Raw genomic sequence first — 18,065 nt, forward strand, 5'->3', positions numbered from 1 at the left:
CCCGCGAAAGGTGGTAGCTTCGGCCGCCGCCATCGGCGAGAGGCCTGTCCATGTCCGTGCTGCGTTCCCGTGCCCTGGTCCTGGTCGTCTTCACCGTCTTCACCGCGGTCGCGTGCCGCAACCCCAAGCAGGGTCCGCTGGGCATGAGCGATCCATCGACGCCAACCGTGACGCCACCGCCGTCGGTCGGACTCGAGCTGCGGCTCTCGAACGCCGACGCCGATCGCGGCGGCGCGACGCGGCCACCGCTGGCGGCCGCGACCGTGCTCGACACCGCCACCACCGACGCCGTGCTCGCGCGGCTGCCCAAGCTGCCGGCGAGCCCGGGCGACGAGCAGGATTTCGCGCTGCGCGAGGGCAGCAAGCCGCCGCCGAAGACCGGCGCCACCGTGCTCGCCAGCTTCCCGCCCAAGCCCACCACGGCGGCGCCCAAGCCCAAGGTCGCTGCGGCCCCGACCGTGCTGCGCCACGCCCCCGACGGCGAGGTGCCGATCGTGCCGCAGGTGTCGGTGAGCTTCGATCAGCCGATGGTGCCGATCACCTCGATCGATGCGCTCGCCGCCCGCGACGTGCCGGTCACGCTCACACCGCAGCCCCCCGGCAAGTGGCGCTGGGTCGGCGCCAAGACCTTGGTGTTCGAGCCCGACGCCGAGCGCCTGCCGATGGCGACCACCTACGAGGTCGCGATCCCCAAGGGCATTCGCTCGGCCACCGGCGGCACGCTCGCCAAGGGCAGCCGGTTCGCCTTCGCGACGCCGGCCCCGGTGGTGAAGAACGTGTGGCCGCAGCACGACGCGGTGCCGCGCCAGCCGGTGATCTTCGTCGAGTTCGATCAGGCGGTCTCACCCGCCGCGGTCGCGAAGCACATTTCGTTGACGTCGGGCCGCGCCCGCGACATCGGCGTGCGCGTCGCCCGTGCCGACGAGATCGCCGCCGACGAGACCGTGCGCGCGCTGTCGCAGCAGGCCCACGAAGGCCGCTGGGTCGCGGTGGTGCCGAACGTCGCGCTGCCCGGCGATAGCCGCGTGCGCCTGAGCATCGGCCCCGGCACGCCCTCGGCCGAGGGCCCGCGCACCACCAAGGCGGTGCACACCCAGGAGTTCCGCACCTTCGGGGCGATGAAGGTCGTGGCCCACGAGTGCGGGTGGAACGGCCAGTGTCCGCCGGGCACGCCGTGGTCGGTGCGCTTCAGCAACCCCATCGACGTCGAGCACTTCGACCCCGCGATGGTCACCGTCGAGCCCGCGATCGACAACCTGCACATCGAGGTGTGGGGCGACAGCATGCAGGTGTCGGGCGCCACCAAGGGCCGCACCAAGTACACGCTGACGGTGGGCGATCGCGTCGCCGATCGCTTCGGCCAGCGCCTGGCCAAGCCCGCGACGCTCGACTTCCGCGTCACCGACGCGCCCGAGTCGTTGTGGGCGCAGGGCAACGGCATGGTCGTGCTCGACCCCGCCGCGGGCCCGCGCTTCTCGGTGTTCTCGGTCAACCAGCGCGAGCTGCGGGTGCGTGCGTTCGCGGTGACGCCCGCGGATCTGCCGGCCTACTGGAAGATGATCGAGTCCCTCGGCCGCGACAGCCGCGACCTGAAGGCACCTGGCAAGAAGGTCATCGACACCGAGCTCAGGCCCACGCGCGACCCCGACGCGATCGTCGAGACCGCGGTCGACCTGTCGCCCGCGCTGCGCGGTGGCCTCGGCCACGTGGTGGTGGTGATCGAGCCGACCAAGGCGCCCAAGGAGCCGTGGATGCAGCAGCGCGTGGTCGCGTGGGTGCAGTCGACGCGCATCGGGTTGTCGGCCCACGTCGACGACGCGTCGATGCTGGTGTGGGCCAGCGCGCTGCAAGACGGCGCGCCGCTGGCCGATGTCGCCATCGAGCTGCAGTCGACCAAGCTCACCGCGGCCACCGGCAAGGACGGCCTCGCCACGCTACCGCTACCGACCACCGCGACCCCGATGATCGTCGCGCGCCGGGGTGACGATGTCGCGCTGCTGCCGGAGAACATCTGGTGGTGGCAGACCGACGGCAGCTGGAAGCAGCAGCGTCGCGAGCCGCAGCTGCACTGGTACGTGTTCGACGACCGCCACCTGTACCGCCCGGGCGAGACGGTGCACGTCAAGGGCTGGCTGCGCGTGCTCGACCCCGGCAAGCAGGGCGATCTGCGCGGCGTCGACGGCAGCGTGCGCGAGGTGTCGTTCACACTCACCGACGCGGTCGGCAACGAGGTCCGCAAGGGCACGCTGAAGCTCAACGCCCACGGCGCCTTCGACACCGCGTTCGAGCTGCCCAAGACCATGAACACCGGCGGCGCGAGCCTGCGCCTGGTCGCCAGCGGCAAGCTCGAGTCGCGCGAGTACTGGCACGGCTTCGACGTGCAGGAGTTCCGTCGCCCCGAGTACGAGGTCACGGCGCGGCTCGACGAGGGGCCGCACGTGGTCGGCACCCACACGGTCGCGACGGTGGCCGCGAAGTACTACGCCGGCGGGCCGCTGCCCGGCGCGCAGGTGCAGTGGAACGTCACCAGCAGCCCCGGCCACTACCAACCGCCGGGCCACGACGGCTTCACGTTCGGCACCGTGATCCCGTGGTGGTGCTTCTGGCGCGGCTGGGGCGGGTGGCGGCCCGATCCCGCCGAGCAGCCCAAGACCGTCGCGTTTGCGGCGCAGACCAACGGCGGCGGCGAGCACCGCCTGCGCATGGACTTCGATGCGATCACACCGGCGCGACCGATGCAGCTCACCGCCGAGGCGACCGTCACCGACGTCAACCGCCAGGCCTGGAGCGGCAGCACCAGCACGGTCGTGCACCCGTCGCAGGTCTACGTCGGCGTGCGCACCGATCGCGCCTTCGTGCAGCAGGGCGAGTCGATCGAGCTCGATCTGATCGCGGTCGACATCGACGGCAAGCCGGTGGTCGGTGTGCCGATCGACGTGCACGCGGCGCGGCTCGACTGGCAGCAGCGGCGCGGCGAGTCGGTCGAGGTCGAGGTCGATCCGCAGACCTGCAGCCGCAAGGCCGAGGCCACCGCGGTGCGCTGCAGCATCCCAGTCGCCAAGGGCGGCAGCTGGCGATTGGTCGCCACCACCAAGGACGCCAAGGGCCGCAGCAATCGCACGCAGATCGAGCTGTGGGTCGCCGGCGGTGATCTGCCGGCGCCACGCGATGTCAGCCAGGAGCAGGTGCTGCTCATCCCCGATCGCGAGCAGTACGCCGCCGGCGACACCGCGAAGATCGCCGTGTCGGCACCGTGGCCCGGCGCGCAGGGCCTGGTGACGCTGCGGCGCGCGGGCCTGCTCGAGGCCCGCCGGGTCACGCTCGACGGCACCGCGACGGTGATCGAGGTTCCGATCGACGCTGCATGGGCACCGGGTGTGACCGTGCAGGTCGACCTCGTGGGCGCTGCGGTGCGCCGCGGCGACGACGGCAAGCCCAGTCCGAAGCTGGCCAAGCGCGTGGCCTTTGCCAGCGGCAACGTGTCGCTGTCGATCCCGCCGCGGCAGCGCACGCTGGCGGTGGCCGTCGCCCCTGCGACCCCGAAGCTGGCCCCCGGCGGCAAGACCGAGGTCCGCGTCGAGGTGCAAGACAGCGCCGGCAAGCCGGTGGCAGATGCCGAGGTCGCGCTGGTCGTGGTCGACGAGTCGGTGCTCGCGCTCGGCGGCTACCGCCTCGACGATCCGCTCGCGAGCTTCTATCCCGCCCGCGATCCGGGCGTGCGCGATCACTACCTGCGCGCGCAGGTGCTACTGGCGTCGACCGCCGACGTGAGGGTCCAGGGCAACGGCGCCCCCGGTGGCGGCGGTGCCGTGGGCGGTGCCAGTCGCGGCGCCTCTCGCATGGCCGAGGGCGCCGATGCTGCGATGCCTGCGGCGCCACCGGCCGAGCCCTCGCCGACGACCACGGCGGTGGTGTCGAAGCAGTCGCCCGCCCCAGGTCCGGCGATCGCGATGCGCAGCAACTTCGACGCGCTCGCGCTGTTCTCGGCGTCGGTCGCGACCGACACCCAGGGCCGCGCGAACGTGCCGCTGACGCTGCCCGACAACCTCACGCGCTACCGCATCATGGCGGTCGCGGTCGCCGGTGATCGTCACTTCGGCGCCGGCGAGTCGAGCATCACGGCGCGCCTGCCCTTGATGGTGCGACCGTCGGCGCCGCGCTTCCTCAACTTCGGCGACGAACTCGAGCTGCCGGTGGTGGTACAGAACCAGACCGATGCACCGCTGCAGGTCGACGTCGCGGTGCGAGCCCGCAACGCCGAGCTCACCAAGGGCCAGGGCCGACGCATCGAGGTGCCCGCCAACGACCGCGTCGAGGTGCGATTCCCGACCAAGGCCGCGTTCGCCGGCACCGCGCGGTTCCAGTTCGCCGCCGCGACCCCGCGGGGCAAGGGCGAGGGCTTCGCCGACGCCGCCGAGCTGGCGCTGCCGGTGTGGACGCCCGCGACCACCGAGGCCTTCGCCACCTACGGCGAGCTCGACGCGGGTGCGGTGCTGCAGCCGGTGGCGGCGCCGCCCGGCGTGTTCCCGCAATTCGGCGGGCTCGAGATCAGCACCACGTCGACCGCGGTCGCGGCGTTGACCGACGCGGTGCTCTACCTGGTGACGTATCCCTTCGAGTGTTCGGAGCAGATCGCCACCCGCGTGCTCGCGATCGCATCGCTGAAGGACGTGCTGTCGGCGTTCCACGCCGAGGGCCTGCCCGACGCCACGACCCTGGTCGCCGCGGTGAAGCAGGACCTCACCCGGCTCGCGCAGCTGCAGACCGACGACGGCGGTTTCTCGTTCTGGGGCCGCGGCTGGCCGTCGTGGCCGTTCCTCAGCGTGCACGTCACGCACACCCTCGAGCGCGCGCGCCTGGGCGGCTTCACCGTGCCGTCGAAGATGCTCACCGCCGCCCGCGAGTACGTCGCCGACATCGAGCGCCACCTACCCAGCGACTACCCGGTGGAGGTGCGTCGCACGATCCGCGCCTATGCGCTCTACGTGCTCGAACTCGGCGGCAAGCCCGACGTCGGCAAGGCCATGAAGCTGGTCGACGAGGTCGGCGCCGACAAGTTGCCGCTCGAGGCGATCGCGTGGCTGCTGCCGACCGTCGCGGGCGATCCCGGGCGCAGCAAGACCGTGGCGGCGATGATGCGCGCGCTCGAGAACGCGGTCAGCGAGACCGCCGCCGACGCCCACTTCACGACCCACTACACCGACGGCGATCACCTGCTGCTGCACTCCGATCGCCGGGTCGACGCGCTCGTGCTCGAGGCACTGATCCGCACCGCGCCGAAGCACGACCTCATCCCCAAGCTGGTGCGTGGCCTGCTCGATCATCGCGTGGCCGGCCGCTGGTCGAGCACGCAGGAGAACGGCTTCGTGCTGGTCGCCCTCGATCGCTACTTCGACACCTTCGAGTCCGCGACCCCGGACTTCGTGGCGAAGGCGTGGCTGGGCCCCCGCTTCGCGGGCCAGCACGCGTTCCACGGCCGCAGCACCGAGACCAGCCAGATCGACGTGCCGATGGCGTGGCTGCAGGATCCCAAGCACGCCAGCGCCGACCTCACGCTACAGAAGTCCGGCCCCGGTCGGCTCTACTACCGCGTCGGCATGCGCTACGCCCCGCGCGACCTGACGTTGCCGCCGTTCGACGCCGGCTTCGCGGTGCAGCGGGTCTACGAGGCGGTCGACGATCCCGGCGACGTGCGCCGCGACGCCGACGGCAGCTGGCACATCAAGGCCGGCGCCCGGGTCCGCGTGCGCGTGACGATGGTCAACGAGGCCCGCCGCTATCACGTCGCGCTGGTCGATCCGATGCCGGCCGGCTTCGAGATCGTCAACCCGGCGTTCGCGGCATCCGGCGCGCTGCCGACCGATCCGAAGGACGAGGGCGGCGGCGGCTGGTGGTGGTGGGCACGGACCTGGTACGAGCACCAGAACCTCCGCGACGAGCGGGCCGAGGCCTTCAGCTCGCTGCTGTGGGAGGGCGTGCACGACTACGACTACGTCGCGCGGGCGACCACACCGGGTCGCTTCGTGGTGCCGCCGGCCAAGGCCGAGGAGATGTATCACCCCGAGGTCTTCGGCCGTGGCGCAGGTGACCGCGTGATCATCGAGTGAAGCGGCCTGCGTTCGGCGGCACTGCCGTCGAGCGGCCACGTGGTCCGCCGTCGTGCGCGCGACGGCTGGCCCTTCGATCGATCGCGCGAGTTCGTCCCTCGTGGGTTGACCGCGGGCGGATCGCCGCGACATGCTCATGACAGTTCGTCGAACGATGGTGTCGCGAGGCTCGCGACGGATGGCGATCGACGGCCGCAACCGATGGAAGGTGGATGGACATGGGAAGTGCAGACGTGAAACGCGGTGTGACACGGGCATGGCTCGCGGTGATGGCGAGCGGCGCGATGATGGGTGGCTGTGGCGGTGACGACGGCGGGGTGCAGGCCACCGCCAGCGAGACCGACCCCACCGAGACGGCGAGCAGCTCGGGCAGCTCGACCGATCCCGACCCGAGCACCACGGTGACCGACAGTGGCTCGAGCTCGTCGAGTGGTTCGACCGGCGGCAGCTCGAGCAGCTCGGGCGACAGCTCCGAGTCGAGCACGGGCACCGGCAGCGGCTCGGAGAGCGGCTCGGGCTCGAGCTCGGGCGGCGCCGAGGCATCGAGCAGCGGCTCGGGCTCGAGTGGCGGCTCGTCGTCGGGCGTGGCCGCCGAGTCGAGTAGCGGCACCGACCCCAGCATCGGCTTCATCGAAGATCCGGACGTGCCGTTGCAGTTCGAGTGCAGCCCGTGGGAGCAAGACTGCCCGGACGGCGAGAAGTGCATGCCGTGGGCCAACGATGGCGGCAACAGCTGGAACGCGCTGACCTGCACACCGCTGGATCCGACCCCCGCCGCGGTCGGTGATGCGTGCACCGTCGAGGGCTCGGGCGTGTCGGGCATCGACGACTGCGATGTGGGCGCGATGTGCTGGGCCGTCGATCCCGAGACGAACCAGGGCACCTGCGTCGCCTTCTGCACCGGCAGCCCCGACATGCCGGTGTGCGCCGACCCGACCACGCAGTGCACGATCGAGAACGGCGGCGTGCTGATCCTGTGCCTGCCCTCGTGCGATCCGCTGCTGCAGGACTGCGCGGAGGGCGACGAGTGCATCCCGAGCAACGACACCTTCGTGTGCGTGGTCGACTCGAGCGACGACTTCGGCGGCGCGGGCGATGCGTGCGAGTACATCAACGTCTGCGACCCCGGCCTGATGTGCGCGGACGCGGCGCTGGTGCCCAACTGCAACGGCTCGATCGGGTGTTGCACGCCGTTCTGCGACGTCACCGACGCGGGCGCGAGCATGGACTGCGCCAACGCCATCGGCATCGAGGCCGAGTGTCTGGCGTTCTTCGAGGAGGGCCAGGCCCCGCCCGGCTACGAGGACGTCGGGGTCTGCGGCATCCCGAGCTGATCGGCGCGACGTCGACGACCGGCGACTACGATCGCCGCCCCGCGCCGCGTCGCTTCGCGGCGGGCGCGGTCGTCGTCGCCGCGGTCGCGGTCGCGGCGAGGTAGGCCCGACCGCGCGGTGAGATCTCGTAGCCCACCTCGAAGCTCTGGGTGAGGCCGAGCTTCTTCAGCTTGCGGACGTCGACCTTGAACGGCGCCGTCTCGCGGCCGAGCTTCGCGGCCAACCGACTGGCCGCCACCTGCGGATGCGCGCCGATGATCGCCAGCGTCGCGGCCGTCCACGCGCCGTCGCGATCCATGCGGGCGAGCTTGGCGGTGATCGCCGCGACGTCGTCGGGCCCGAGCTGATCCTCGAGCGCGAGCTCGACCCGATCCCCATCGCCGCCGTGGTGCAACGCGACGCGCCACACCTCGGTCTGCGCCTCGAGCGGCCCGAGCTCGCCCAGGTACGCGACCAGGCCCGCGCGGTCGTCGAAGCCGGCCTTGCGCGCGTCCTCCTCGGAGATCGACGCCACCGTGACCCGTCGCACGTCGTCGACCTCGAGCACGCCGATCGGGTGACAGCGGTAGCGGCCGCCCACGCGCACCCGCGCACTGGCCCAGCGACGGAACGTCAAGGTCACGCTGCCGTCCTGCAGCCCCTGCCAGAACGGCCGTTTGAACAGCAGCACGCCGGCAGTGTACCAGCCACGTCGCGGCGCGCAGGTTCCCGCGGCAGCCCGCGCCGATGCATCGAACGCTGTAGCGGTCGCCGACCGCGCGGAACCTCGCGAGCCCGCGTCACAACCTCGTGGCCGGGCGGTGACGACGTCGTCGAGGGATCGCGCAGACGCGATGGTCTCGGCGCCTTCGTGCAACTGCGTCGCCCGGCCCCCGCGACCCGAACCATGCAACGCCACCTCGTCACCGCGCTCGCCACCACCCTGCTCCTGCCCGCCTGCGTCGACGACGACGGCGGCCGCGAGATGGGCGACATCGAATTCCCCGACTGGGGCAGCAAGCGCGACGAGATCGGTGTGAGCCTCACGGCCACGCGGGATCCCAGCGCGCAGGTCTTCGACGGCTACAACCATGTGGTCGACGCCGCGATCCGCCGCAACTGCGTGGTGCCCGAGGACGGCGGTCTGGCGTTCGCGGACTTCCGCGCCGGCGGGGACCTCATCACCACCGAGCTGCAGTACATCACCAGCCGCAAGCAGCTCGAGCAGACCCTCGACATCGACGCGCAGGCCAAGCTCAAGCTGGGGCCCTTGAGCGGCGGTGGCGAGCTCGGCGTGCATCGCAGCTACCGCGCGTCGGATCGCACGGTGTCGATCCTGCTGCGCTCGCGACACGTGTACACCGTCATCAACCAGCAGAACCACGTCCTGACCGACGCCGCGCTCGCGACCCTGCGCAGCGATCCGGCCCGCTTCCACCGCGAGTGCGGCACCGACTACATCGCCGGCGTCGCCCACGGCGCCGAGCTGGTGATGCTGATCCAGATCGAGGCCGACTCGCTGGAGAAGAAGCTCGAGCTGCAGACCAAGCTCGAAGCCACCGGCATCAAGGCCGGGCCTGCGGCGATCGACGCCAACCTCGGGGGCAAGTTTGCCAGCGCGCTGGCCGACGAGTCGGCGCAGGTGCGGGTCTCGGTCGACACCCGCGGCTTCGTGCCGCAGGTCGATCTGTCGGCGCTGTCGAAGCTCGATGGCGACGCCTTCGCGGTCGCGGCCGAGGCCGGCAAGCAGCTGCGCGCCTCGGTCGCGCAGGACGAGTGCCACGACCAGGGCAGCTTCGGCCCCGGCACCTGCGGCGGCGAGAAGGCCCGCGGCTACCTCGCCAACGGTGCCCGCGCGGCGGTGCCGATGGGCATCCTTCGCCAGCAGTTCCAGCGCACCGGCAACTTCCCCAGCGAGCCCGCCATCGTCGACCAGATGGTGGCGGTGTCGCGCGCGGCCGACGGGGCCAACGCGACGCTCGAGCAGTACGCCGCGCTCTACGATGCCGCCGTCGCGATCCATGCCGACGAGGTCGGCGCGCTGGTCGAGTCGGAGCGGCCGTTCGACTTCGGCATCTACGACGTGAGCGCCAGCCTGCGTGACGATTTCACCTACGACGAGTTCGTGGTGCATGCCAGCGACTGGGCCGACGTCTTCGAGCCCAGCGGCGGCGAGGTCACGCGCGCGCTCGCGGCCGCGGTGCAGCCGTGCTGGACCCGCGCCGAGTTCACCGACTTCTCGGACTGCGCGGTCACGCCGGCGCAGACCGACGGCGGCGCCCAGGTGCTCGCACGCATCGCCGAGTACGCGCAGGCCCGCGTGCGGCCGGTCTTCTACGCGCAGTCGAGCGACGCGGTGAAGTTCGGCGACGCCGCGGCGGCGTGCCCCGCAGGCTGGCGGGTGCCGAACGCGACCGAGGCCAATCGGTTGTGGTTTGCGATCGAGCGCAACCCCGAGGTCGCGGCGCCGGTCAGCGCCGAGGGCGTGCTCGGCAGCGATCGGGCCGCGTGGTACGACGACCAGGGCCGCGACTGCCCCGCGTCGCAGGGCTCGTACCTCGAGCGCCTCGCCGACGGCAGCTTCCGCACCGGTTGCTACGCCAACCCCGGCGGCTTCCTCAGCTCGTCGATGCGGCTGCCGGTGCTGTGCCTGCCCAAGACCGGCGTCTACGGGCCCAGCGTCGCCAAGCTGCCGAAGTAGGCGCGGTGCGTCAGTAGCCCGCGCGGGCCTCGCTGCGGCGCCCCGGCAGCATGCCGCGGATCCACGGCGGGCCATCGGTGAAGAGGTGGTCGCGGACCGCCCGCACCGCACCACCGAAGCCGTTGGGGAACGCTCGCAGCAGCACGTCGAGGTGACCGTCGTCGGACTCCACGCCGTGCACGGTCACGAACGAGGACACCAACCCGAGCGCGCGGCGGATCGCCTTGTTCTTGCCGATCTTCGGGTGCTTCATCAGGTCGATCACCAGGCGGTTGCCGGTCGACTCGCCGAGCAGGCGGTTGAGCTTGGGCAGGTGCGCTGCCAGGTTGCCGCTCTTGGTCAGATCGAGCGCGCCCGACTTGATGAGCGCCGCGACCGGCGACTGCGCGTCGCCGAGCACGCGCAGCGTGGTGCCCTCGAGGCGGACCTCGAGTCGCAGCTCCTCGGCGGAGAGCCGGATGCGCTCGATGAAGATCGAGGTCGATGCGCGCACGGTCGTGCCCATGAGGTCGAGCGTCGCCGCCACGCGGATGCCCGGCGGATCGGGATCGATCTCGACGTCCTTGGGGCCGCCGTCACCGCCGCGGCCGGCCAGGAAGCGCAGCCCCGCGATGGGCATGCCGAAGCGCAGGCCGATCGCGTTTCGCATCACGCGGACGACCTCTTCGGGGTGCGAGCGGAGATAGGATGTCGCAGCTTCGAGCAGGGCTTGGCGGGCGGCCATCGCAGTCCAGCATACGCCAAGCGGAGCCCGCTCGCGGGGGCCGTCGCCAGGCCCCTCGCGGTGCGGGCGAGGGTAACGGCGAGGGGACTTTGGCTCGCACGCCCGCGCGGAGCCAGAAGTCGCCGCGTCGCGCCGCGCTGCCCTGCCCTGCGCTGCCCCGCCCCCGCTGCACCCCCATGCGGCTGCGCTCCGATGCGGGCCGCGTCGGGCGGTGGCCGCCGACGCGCGCGCGTGTTACCGATCGGATGTGGTGCGTGGTTCGACTCGGCTCGGCCGTCGGGCGGCGCGCGTGCACGCGGTGGTCGCCTGTGCATGCTGCTGCGCATGCACGCCGGAGCCCGGCTTCGGACCGCCGCCGATCGACAGCCTCGGTGCAGCGACCGGCGGCAGCGGCTCGAGCACGGGCGCGAGCATCGACCCCGCGCCCGATCCATGCGCGGTCGCCGTGCCCGGCGATGGCGCGGACACGACCGCGGGCGCGTCCGACGGCGATGGCGGCTTCAAGTTCGACGTCGGCGGCCCCGACGGCAACATCGGCTTCGGACTGTCGTGCGACGACGTCGAGCACGCGCCGTCGAACCTGGGCTGTCGCTTCTGGGCGGTGGATCTCCCCAACGACGAGCGCGGCACCCCGATGTCGCCGCCAGCGGCCGATCAGCCCTTCGCGGTCGTGATCGCCAACGTCTCTGCGCTCGAGGACGCCCACGTCGAGATCTTCCTCGGCGACGACACCGAGGTGCTCGCGAGCGCCACCGTCGCACCGACCGAGACCACCACGCTCGCGCTCGGCAGCCACAACATCCCCGCGGGTAGCTCGAGCGCGGGGCTCGCGGCGCTGCGCATCGAGAGCGACGTGCCGATCGCCGCCTATCAGTTCAACCCCGCCGGCAACGTGCTCGAGGTGTACTCGAACGACGCGTCGCTGCTGCTGCCGGAGCAGGCGCTCGGCACCGACTACGTCGCGACCACGGCCGACGGCGTGCTGCTGGGGATGAGTGCCACCGATCCCGCGCCGGTCAATGCAGGCGCGTTCGTCACGGTGGTCGCGATCGTCGACGACACCGAGATCGAGATCGACGCCAGTGCGGCTTTGGTCGGCAACCTGGTCTCACCGCTGGTGCTCGACCGCGGCCAGGTCGCGACCATCGTGTCCGACGTGGGCACCGGCGGTGGCGGCAACCTCTCCGGCACGACCGTGCACGCCAGCGCACCGGTGGCGGTGTTCGCCGGCAACGTCGCGACCGCGATCCCGGCCGAGATCGACGGCTGCTGCGCCGACCACCTCGAGCACCAGCTGCTCCCCGCGACCGCGTGGGGCAGCCGCTACGCGGTCGCACCACCGCCGCACCCCGAGGGTTCTGGCGACGCGCCGGCGGTCTACCGCTTCGCGGCGGGCGAGCGCGGCAGCACGCTGTCGTACTGCCCCGCGCGCCCCGACGGTGCGCCCGACGAGCTCGCGCCCGGTGAGACCTTCGCGTTCACCACCGCCGTGCCCTTCACGGTGTTCGCCGACGATCGCGACGACGCCTTCGAGATCACGCGCTTCACCCTCAGCAACAGCGCGCTCGGGGACGGCGGTGCCGGCGACCCTGCGATGGTGATCGTGACGCCGCTCGGGCAACACGAGCCGCGCTCGCTGTTCGTGGTGCCCGAGGGCTACGCGGCCAACTTCATCACCGTCGTGGTGCCGGGCGAGGGCGCGGTGCGCCTCGACGGCGAGCCCATCGAGGCCGCGTCGTTCGCCGCGCTCGGCATCGTCGATGGCGTGCAGCATCGCTACGCGCAGCTGCCGTTGTCCGCGGGCGCCCACACCCTCGAGGCCGAGGCCCCCGCCGACGTGACGGTGTACGGCATCGACGAGGCGGTGGGCTACGCGTTCGCGGGCGGCTCGGGGGTTCGGATCCTCTCGGTGCCGCCGGCGGCTGGCTGACGTCGAGCCCCCGCGGGTCGTCGGTCGGGGACCCGTGGTGCCGATCCCCCAGGTTGGAGCGATCCGCGAGAATGCGGCGCGCGAGCGTGGGAACGGCGGGTACGTTGGGGGGCGTGTCGGTCGCTGGACGAAGTGGTTACCCTTTCGGAGCAGGGGTGGAGCGCGGGGGCGCTTTCGGACTTGGATGACGAGCTTCGACCGTCGACAACAGCCGCGGATCGACTGGGCCGGTGACGCGGTCGCAGCATGGTCGGGTCACGAGCTGCGGCTGCGCGCGCTCGACCTCAGCATCGGCGGCGTCGCGGTCGAGACGAACTGGCAGGCGCAGCTCGGCGAGCGGCTGGGCCTGGTGCTCCACCTCGATGGCGAGCCGCTCGGAACCTGGGCCGAGGTCGCGTGGACGGCGGGCAACGACGAGCGCTGGACCTGGGGCCTGCGCTTCGTCGAGCTCGAGCCCCAGTCGCAGCAGCGCCTGGCATCCTTCGTCGATCGCTGCCTCGCGGTCGACATGCTCGACGCGCTCTACGAGGCGGCGCAGCAGCGCGATCGTCCCGTGCCCGACCTGTCGCGACTCGGCGCCGTCGCACAGTTCGGCGAGCTCGACGACGTGCCGACGCAGATCTTCGGCCCCGAGCTCGCGGCCCAGGCCGCGGCCACGTTCCCGCTCGAGCCGCAGCCGCCCGATCGCAGCGACGCGACCGCCGAGATGGACATGGGCGCCACGCTGGTCGACGCCAAGGAGCCCCACGGCGACACCGTGCGCGTGCACATGGACGAGATCTTCGCGGCGGCACGGGCCGCCGGGGTCACCAGCGACGCGCTCGCGAACGCGGCCGTCGAGTTCCCCACCCACGCCCACGCGCCCTTCGACCCGGCGCAGGGCGGCGAGCTCGAGGACCCCTACCAACACTACGTGCAGGACGATCGCGCCAATCGGGTCGAGGCCGATGCGTGGCCGCGCTTCCCGGTGCACCTCGAGCCGCTCGAGGTGGAGTCGATCGCGCGCGAGCCCTGTGGTGCCCCACTGACGATCGGCGCGTTCACGTTGGCGGGCGCCGCCGCGCTGCCCGTCGACGCGATCGCCGAGGACCCGTTCCTCGCCCGCGCGGTGTCCAAGCCTGCGGTCGAGGTCATGGCGCCGCAGGCGGTCGTGCCACCGCGTCGACCGACGCCGGCGCCCGCCCACCTGATGTCGGCGCCGGTGTTCGGCGGACCCGCAGCGGGCATCGATCCCGACGAGGGCGTCTCCGACGCGCCGTTCGTCGCGGCGGTGGCGACGGTCGATGCGGTGCCCAATCTGCCGATGCCGCCCGACGACGACGCGCTCGAGCTCGACGCCGGCGCCTTCGATCCGACCGCGCTGCTGGGCCCTGCGAGCGTCGGTGTCCCCGTGGCCGCGCCGCGCGGGCCCGACGAGATCGCCGCGCCCGTGGCCCCCGCCGCCGGACCGGGAACCATCGCCGCGTCGCTGCCGATCGAGCCACCGCCACCGCCGGGCGAGTCGTTGCTCGACATGAAGCGTCGACGCGTCGAAGAGCTGCTCAAGTCGGTGAAGCGGCGCCCGGTCAACACGGCGTCCGACGCCGACGCCGACGCCAACGCGAGCAAGCGCGACACTGGCAAGCGCCGTGTGCTGCGGACGTTGCCGGTCGCCGACGCCGACACCGGCCTCAAGCGGCTCTACGACGACGCGCTGCGCGACGTCAACCGCGACGAGTAGTGCCCGACGCGCGCGGACGTCAGCGCTCGTCGGCGAACATCGCCTGGACCTGCTCGGCCCACTCGTCGAGCTGCATCGAGGTCGAGCGGCGCAGCTCGGGCGTGCTCGCGAGGTGGTCCAGCTGCAGGCGCACCTGCTCCAGCCCCCGACGCAAGCGGCTGCGCACGGTGCCGAGGGGGATCGCGAGGGCGGCGGCGAGTTCGGGCGCGTGCAACCCCTCGAAGTAGTACAGCTCGAGGGCGATCTGCAGATCGAGGGGGATCCGCCGTAGCGCCTGCAGGAGGAGCTCGTGCTCGCGCGTGCGGCCCAGGGCCGCGCTGGGGCTGAGCCCGGCGGCGGCCACCGAATCGACCTCCGGATCGAGGGCTGCGCCCCGGCGCTGGCGCACGCGCAGCCGATCGATCAGCTTGCTGCGCGCGACCGCGAAGAGATAGCCGCGGAATCCCTGCGACGGGTCCACTCGGTCCTTGGCGCCGACGCAGGCGACGAAGGTCTGCTGGACCAGCTCCTCGTGATCGTCGTCGATCTTGCTGGCGAAGAAGCGGCGCACGGCCTCGAAGTGGCGATCGAAGAGTTCGCTGCCGGCGCCGCGATCGCCGGCGCGCCAGGCCTCGAGCAGCTCGCCGTCACTCGCCACCGGCGACAGCTTATCAGGCTCCTGCAGTGATCGAATCCCGCCCGGCGCCGTAGCATGCGCACAGAGCCTGCGCATGCCCGGCCCCGTTCCCATGCTCGAGCGCGTGCTCGCCGAGGCGGCCACCCGCGAGACCACCGCCGGCGCGACGCCGGCGGTGGTGTGCGACGCGCTCGAGGGGGCGCTGATGCGCTCGCGCATCCGCGGGACGCTGTTCGGCGATCCGGTGCAGCCACCAACATTCGGCCACTACGTGGTCGAGCGGCCGCTCGGACGCGGTGGCATGGCCACCGTGTTCGTCGCGCGCGACGTCCGACTCCGACGTCGCGTGGCGCTCAAGCTGCTGACCTTCGACGGCGCCGAGGACCCCCACCGTCGACAGCGCATCCTCGACGAGGCTCGGGCCGCGGCCGCCGTCGCGCACGATCACATCGTGCGGATCTTCGAGGTCGGCCACGCGATCGGCAGCGCCGGCGCACGCCGGGCCTTCATCGCGATGGAGCTGCTGGACGGCTGCAACCTTCGCACGTGGGTCGCGACCCGAGCCCCACGCACCGCCGAGGTCGTGGCTGCCTACGCGCAGGCGGCCCGTGGGCTCGCGGCGGCCCACCGCGCAGGGATCGTGCACGGCGACTTCAAGGCCGACAACGCGATGATCGACGGGCGTGGTCACGTGCGCGTGCTCGACTTCGGGCTTGCGCGCGTGATGGGACGCGACACGCTGCCGATGCTCGATGTCGAGGGCGACACGACCCCGGCCGAGACCACGCCGCGGGGCATCGCCGGGACGCCGGCCTACATGGCCCCCGAGCTGTTCTTCGGCGCGCCGCCGGATGCCCGCAGCGATCAGTGGGCGTTGTGCGCGTCGCTGTACGAGGCGCTGGTGGGGCAGCTGCCGTTTCACGCGCCGTCGGCGTGGGGCCAGCCGCCCCACTCACCCGACACGCTGCCGCGTTCGGTCGCCGCCGCGCTCGCGCGGGGGCTCGACACCGACCCGCGCCGACGCCACGACGATCTCGACGCGCTCGCGCGCGCGCTCACCCGCCCACAGGGTCGACACCCCTGGCGAATCGCCGGCGTCGGCGTGCTCGCGACGGCGCTGCTCGTGGCCACCCGTGGCGACGATCCCTGTGCTCGCATCGGCGTCGACGATCTTCCATGGGGTCCCGAGGATGCCGCTGCGATCCGCACTGCGATGACTGCGGTGTCATCCGAGCTCGCGGCCGATGCCGACGCCGTGCTCGAACGGCTCGACCGGCACGCCACCGCGTGGGTCGACGGCGCGCGGCAACGGTGCGAGGCCACCCCGATCGACGCCGACCTCGGCCAGGAGCGCTGCGCGCGATCCCAGCGGCGGCGCTTCGCCGCCACTGTCGCGGCGCTGCGGGACGCCGGTGCCCGCGAGGCCGCGGCCGCGCGCGCGTGGGTGCTGCAGTGGCCTGACATCGGGAACTGCGACGACCTCGACGAGACGGTGACACGATCACCCGACGACGCCACCGCGGTCGACGCCATCGAAGCCGAACTCGACATCGCGCGCGTCGAGCTCGAGCTCGGGCGCACCGGCGTCGAGCCGCTGATGCGACTGCGCGACCGCGCGGCGGCCATCGGCGATGGCCCCCTGCTGGCCACCGTCGAGGCCGAGCTCGGCCGGGCCGCCACGGTCGTCGACGACGGCAGCGGTGCCGCGCTGCTCGAGCACGCCCACGCGCTGGCGATCACCCACGGACTCGACGCGCTGGCAACCCGCACCGCGCTGGATCTCGCGCTGTTCCACGCCACGCAGACCCTCGAGCTCGAGCAGGCCGAGCGATGGCTGCGCGAGGCCGACAGCCGCGATCACGACGACCACCGCGACCACGCCGACCCGCGATTCGGAATCGGCTTCGCGATCGCGTTCGGACGCAACGATCTCTCGCGCGCGCAGGGTTTCGCCGCCGCAGCGCTCGCCGACGCCGAGCGGCGCTGTCCGGACGGCTGCGCCGACACCGTCGCCGCGCTGCTCGACCTCGCCCGCATCGACTGGCAGCGCGACGAGATCGACGCCGCGCTGGCGCTCACGCGGCGCGCCGACGGTATCGCGCGCGCCGGGCTCGGACGCTGGCACCCCGCCAGCGGCGACGTGGCCTACCTCATGGGCCGCCTCCTGCTCGAGCACGGCGACGTCGAGCGCGGCGTCGCCGTGCTCGAGGATCTGCTGCACGTGCGCTCGATGACCGCGGCGTCGACCAGTCCGACGATCGTCGCGACGCGCTTCGCCCTCGCGCAGGCGTGGCGCGCCGCCGGCGATCCCGCCCGCGCGGCGGCGGCCCTCGACCGCGTCATCGACGACGCGCGGCACATCGACCTGTGGTCGTACGAAGTACTCGCGCTGGGTGAGCGGGCGTCGGTCGCCGCCGCCGTCGGCGATCTGCAGGGCGCCGCCCGCATGGCCCAGATCGCCCTCGAGGTCGCCGAGGCGGGCTACGGCAGCGACCACCCCGATGTCGCGATGCTGCAGAAGAACCTCGCGGTGCACCTGGGCCGCGTCGGACGCCACGACGCGGCCTTGCTGGCCGCGCAGCGCGGATGGGCCACCTGGAAGCGCGCCTCCCCCACCGCCAGCCGGCAGGATGTCGCCTACCTGCAGGTGCTCGGCAGCGCGTTCGTGGGCGTCGACCGCATCGACGACGGCATCGACACGTTGCGCGCAGGCCTCGAGGCGGGCAGCCGCGCGCCGATCGGACGCAGCGGCGTCCGTGCGCACCGCGAACTCGCCGACGCGCTGCGCCGACGCGGACGCGACGACGACGCGGCCATGACGCTCGAGCTCGGTCGCGCGCGTTGCCGCGAGCTGCCGGCGTCGCAACAGGTCGCGGCCACCTGCGACGTCCTGACCGACGGGGAAATCGACGGGCCAGGAGTGATCCTTCGCGGCCGGGCGCCGTAGTTCGAGG

General features: G+C 72.5%; 9 protein-coding genes. 6 read left to right on the plus strand and 3 right to left on the minus strand.

All coding sequences use genetic code 11. From position 1 onward, the window contains the following. The first annotated feature begins 50 nt into the window (after nt 1-50). Together IPH07_08900 and IPH07_08905 are read left to right on the plus strand one after the other, a co-directional pair. Nucleotides 51-6,107 carry a hypothetical protein gene (locus tag IPH07_08900; GenBank protein ID MBK6917503.1) on the plus strand — a complete coding sequence of 2,019 codons (6,057 nt, stop codon included), beginning with the start codon at nt 51-53 and terminating at the stop codon, nt 6,105-6,107. Between the two features lie 218 nt (nt 6,108-6,325). Next, nucleotides 6,326-7,441: a hypothetical protein gene (locus IPH07_08905; protein MBK6917504.1), complete on the plus strand. Its 1,116-nt coding sequence runs from the start codon at nt 6,326-6,328 to the stop codon at nt 7,439-7,441. A 25-nt stretch (nt 7,442-7,466) separates the two neighbouring features. Here the strand turns inward: IPH07_08905 and IPH07_08910 are convergent, their stop codons facing one another. After that, nucleotides 7,467-8,111, minus strand: coding sequence for a hypothetical protein (locus IPH07_08910; protein ID MBK6917505.1), 645 nt, complete (start codon nt 8,109-8,111; stop codon nt 7,467-7,469). A 216-nt stretch (nt 8,112-8,327) separates the two neighbouring features. On the opposite strand from IPH07_08910, the gene IPH07_08915 reads away from it, so the two are divergent. Then, nucleotides 8,328-10,121, plus strand: coding sequence for a hypothetical protein (locus tag IPH07_08915; protein ID MBK6917506.1), 1,794 nt, complete (start codon nt 8,328-8,330; stop codon nt 10,119-10,121). Between the two features lie 10 nt (nt 10,122-10,131). Here the strand turns inward: IPH07_08915 and IPH07_08920 are convergent, their stop codons facing one another. Next, nucleotides 10,132-10,845 carry a hypothetical protein gene (locus IPH07_08920; protein MBK6917507.1) on the minus strand — a complete coding sequence of 238 codons (714 nt, stop codon included), beginning with the start codon at nt 10,843-10,845 and terminating at the stop codon, nt 10,132-10,134. Nucleotides 10,846-11,095: 250 nt separating this feature from the next. Between IPH07_08920 and IPH07_08925 the strand changes: the two genes are divergently transcribed. Together IPH07_08925 and IPH07_08930 are read left to right on the plus strand one after the other, a co-directional pair. Beyond that, nucleotides 11,096-12,775: an IgGFc-binding protein gene (locus IPH07_08925; protein ID MBK6917508.1), complete on the plus strand. Its 1,680-nt coding sequence runs from the start codon at nt 11,096-11,098 to the stop codon at nt 12,773-12,775. 184 nt (nt 12,776-12,959) lie between these two features. Beyond that, nucleotides 12,960-14,495 carry a PilZ domain-containing protein gene (locus IPH07_08930; protein MBK6917509.1) on the plus strand — a complete coding sequence of 512 codons (1,536 nt, stop codon included), beginning with the start codon at nt 12,960-12,962 and terminating at the stop codon, nt 14,493-14,495. A gap of 19 nt (nt 14,496-14,514) precedes the next feature. Here IPH07_08930 and IPH07_08935 read toward each other — a convergent pair whose 3' ends face one another. Continuing rightward, nucleotides 14,515-15,132 (minus strand): sigma-70 family RNA polymerase sigma factor, encoded by a 618-nt coding sequence (locus IPH07_08935; protein ID MBK6917510.1) that lies wholly within the window; start codon nt 15,130-15,132, stop codon nt 14,515-14,517. Nucleotides 15,133-15,223: 91 nt separating this feature from the next. Here IPH07_08935 and IPH07_08940 point away from each other — a divergent pair, with 91 nt between their 5' ends. After that, complete coding sequence (locus tag IPH07_08940) at nt 15,224-18,058, plus strand: serine/threonine protein kinase (GenBank protein ID MBK6917511.1); 2,835 nt, start codon at nt 15,224-15,226, stop codon at nt 18,056-18,058. Nucleotides 18,059-18,065: the final 7 nt, after the last annotated feature.

The organism is Deltaproteobacteria bacterium (assembly GCA_016709225.1).
In the GTDB taxonomy this organism is placed as follows: Bacteria; Myxococcota_A; Polyangia; order Nannocystales; family Nannocystaceae; genus Xiheibacterium; species Xiheibacterium phototrophicum.

Excerpts from the sequence above, each read along its gene's own strand:
- IPH07_08900 (MBK6917503.1), top strand. The coding sequence starts at position 51 with ATGTCCGTGCTGCGTTCCCGTGCCCTGGTCCTGGTCGTCTTCACCGTC.
- IPH07_08905 (MBK6917504.1), top strand. The coding sequence starts at position 6,326 with ATGGGAAGTGCAGACGTGAAACGCGGTGTGACACGGGCATGGCTCGCG.
- IPH07_08915 (MBK6917506.1), top strand. The coding sequence starts at position 8,328 with ATGCAACGCCACCTCGTCACCGCGCTCGCCACCACCCTGCTCCTGCCC.
- IPH07_08920 (MBK6917507.1), bottom strand. The coding sequence starts at position 10,845 with ATGGCCGCCCGCCAAGCCCTGCTCGAAGCTGCGACATCCTATCTCCGC.
- IPH07_08930 (MBK6917509.1), top strand. The coding sequence starts at position 12,960 with ATGACGAGCTTCGACCGTCGACAACAGCCGCGGATCGACTGGGCCGGT.
- IPH07_08940 (MBK6917511.1), top strand. The coding sequence starts at position 15,224 with ATGCTCGAGCGCGTGCTCGCCGAGGCGGCCACCCGCGAGACCACCGCC.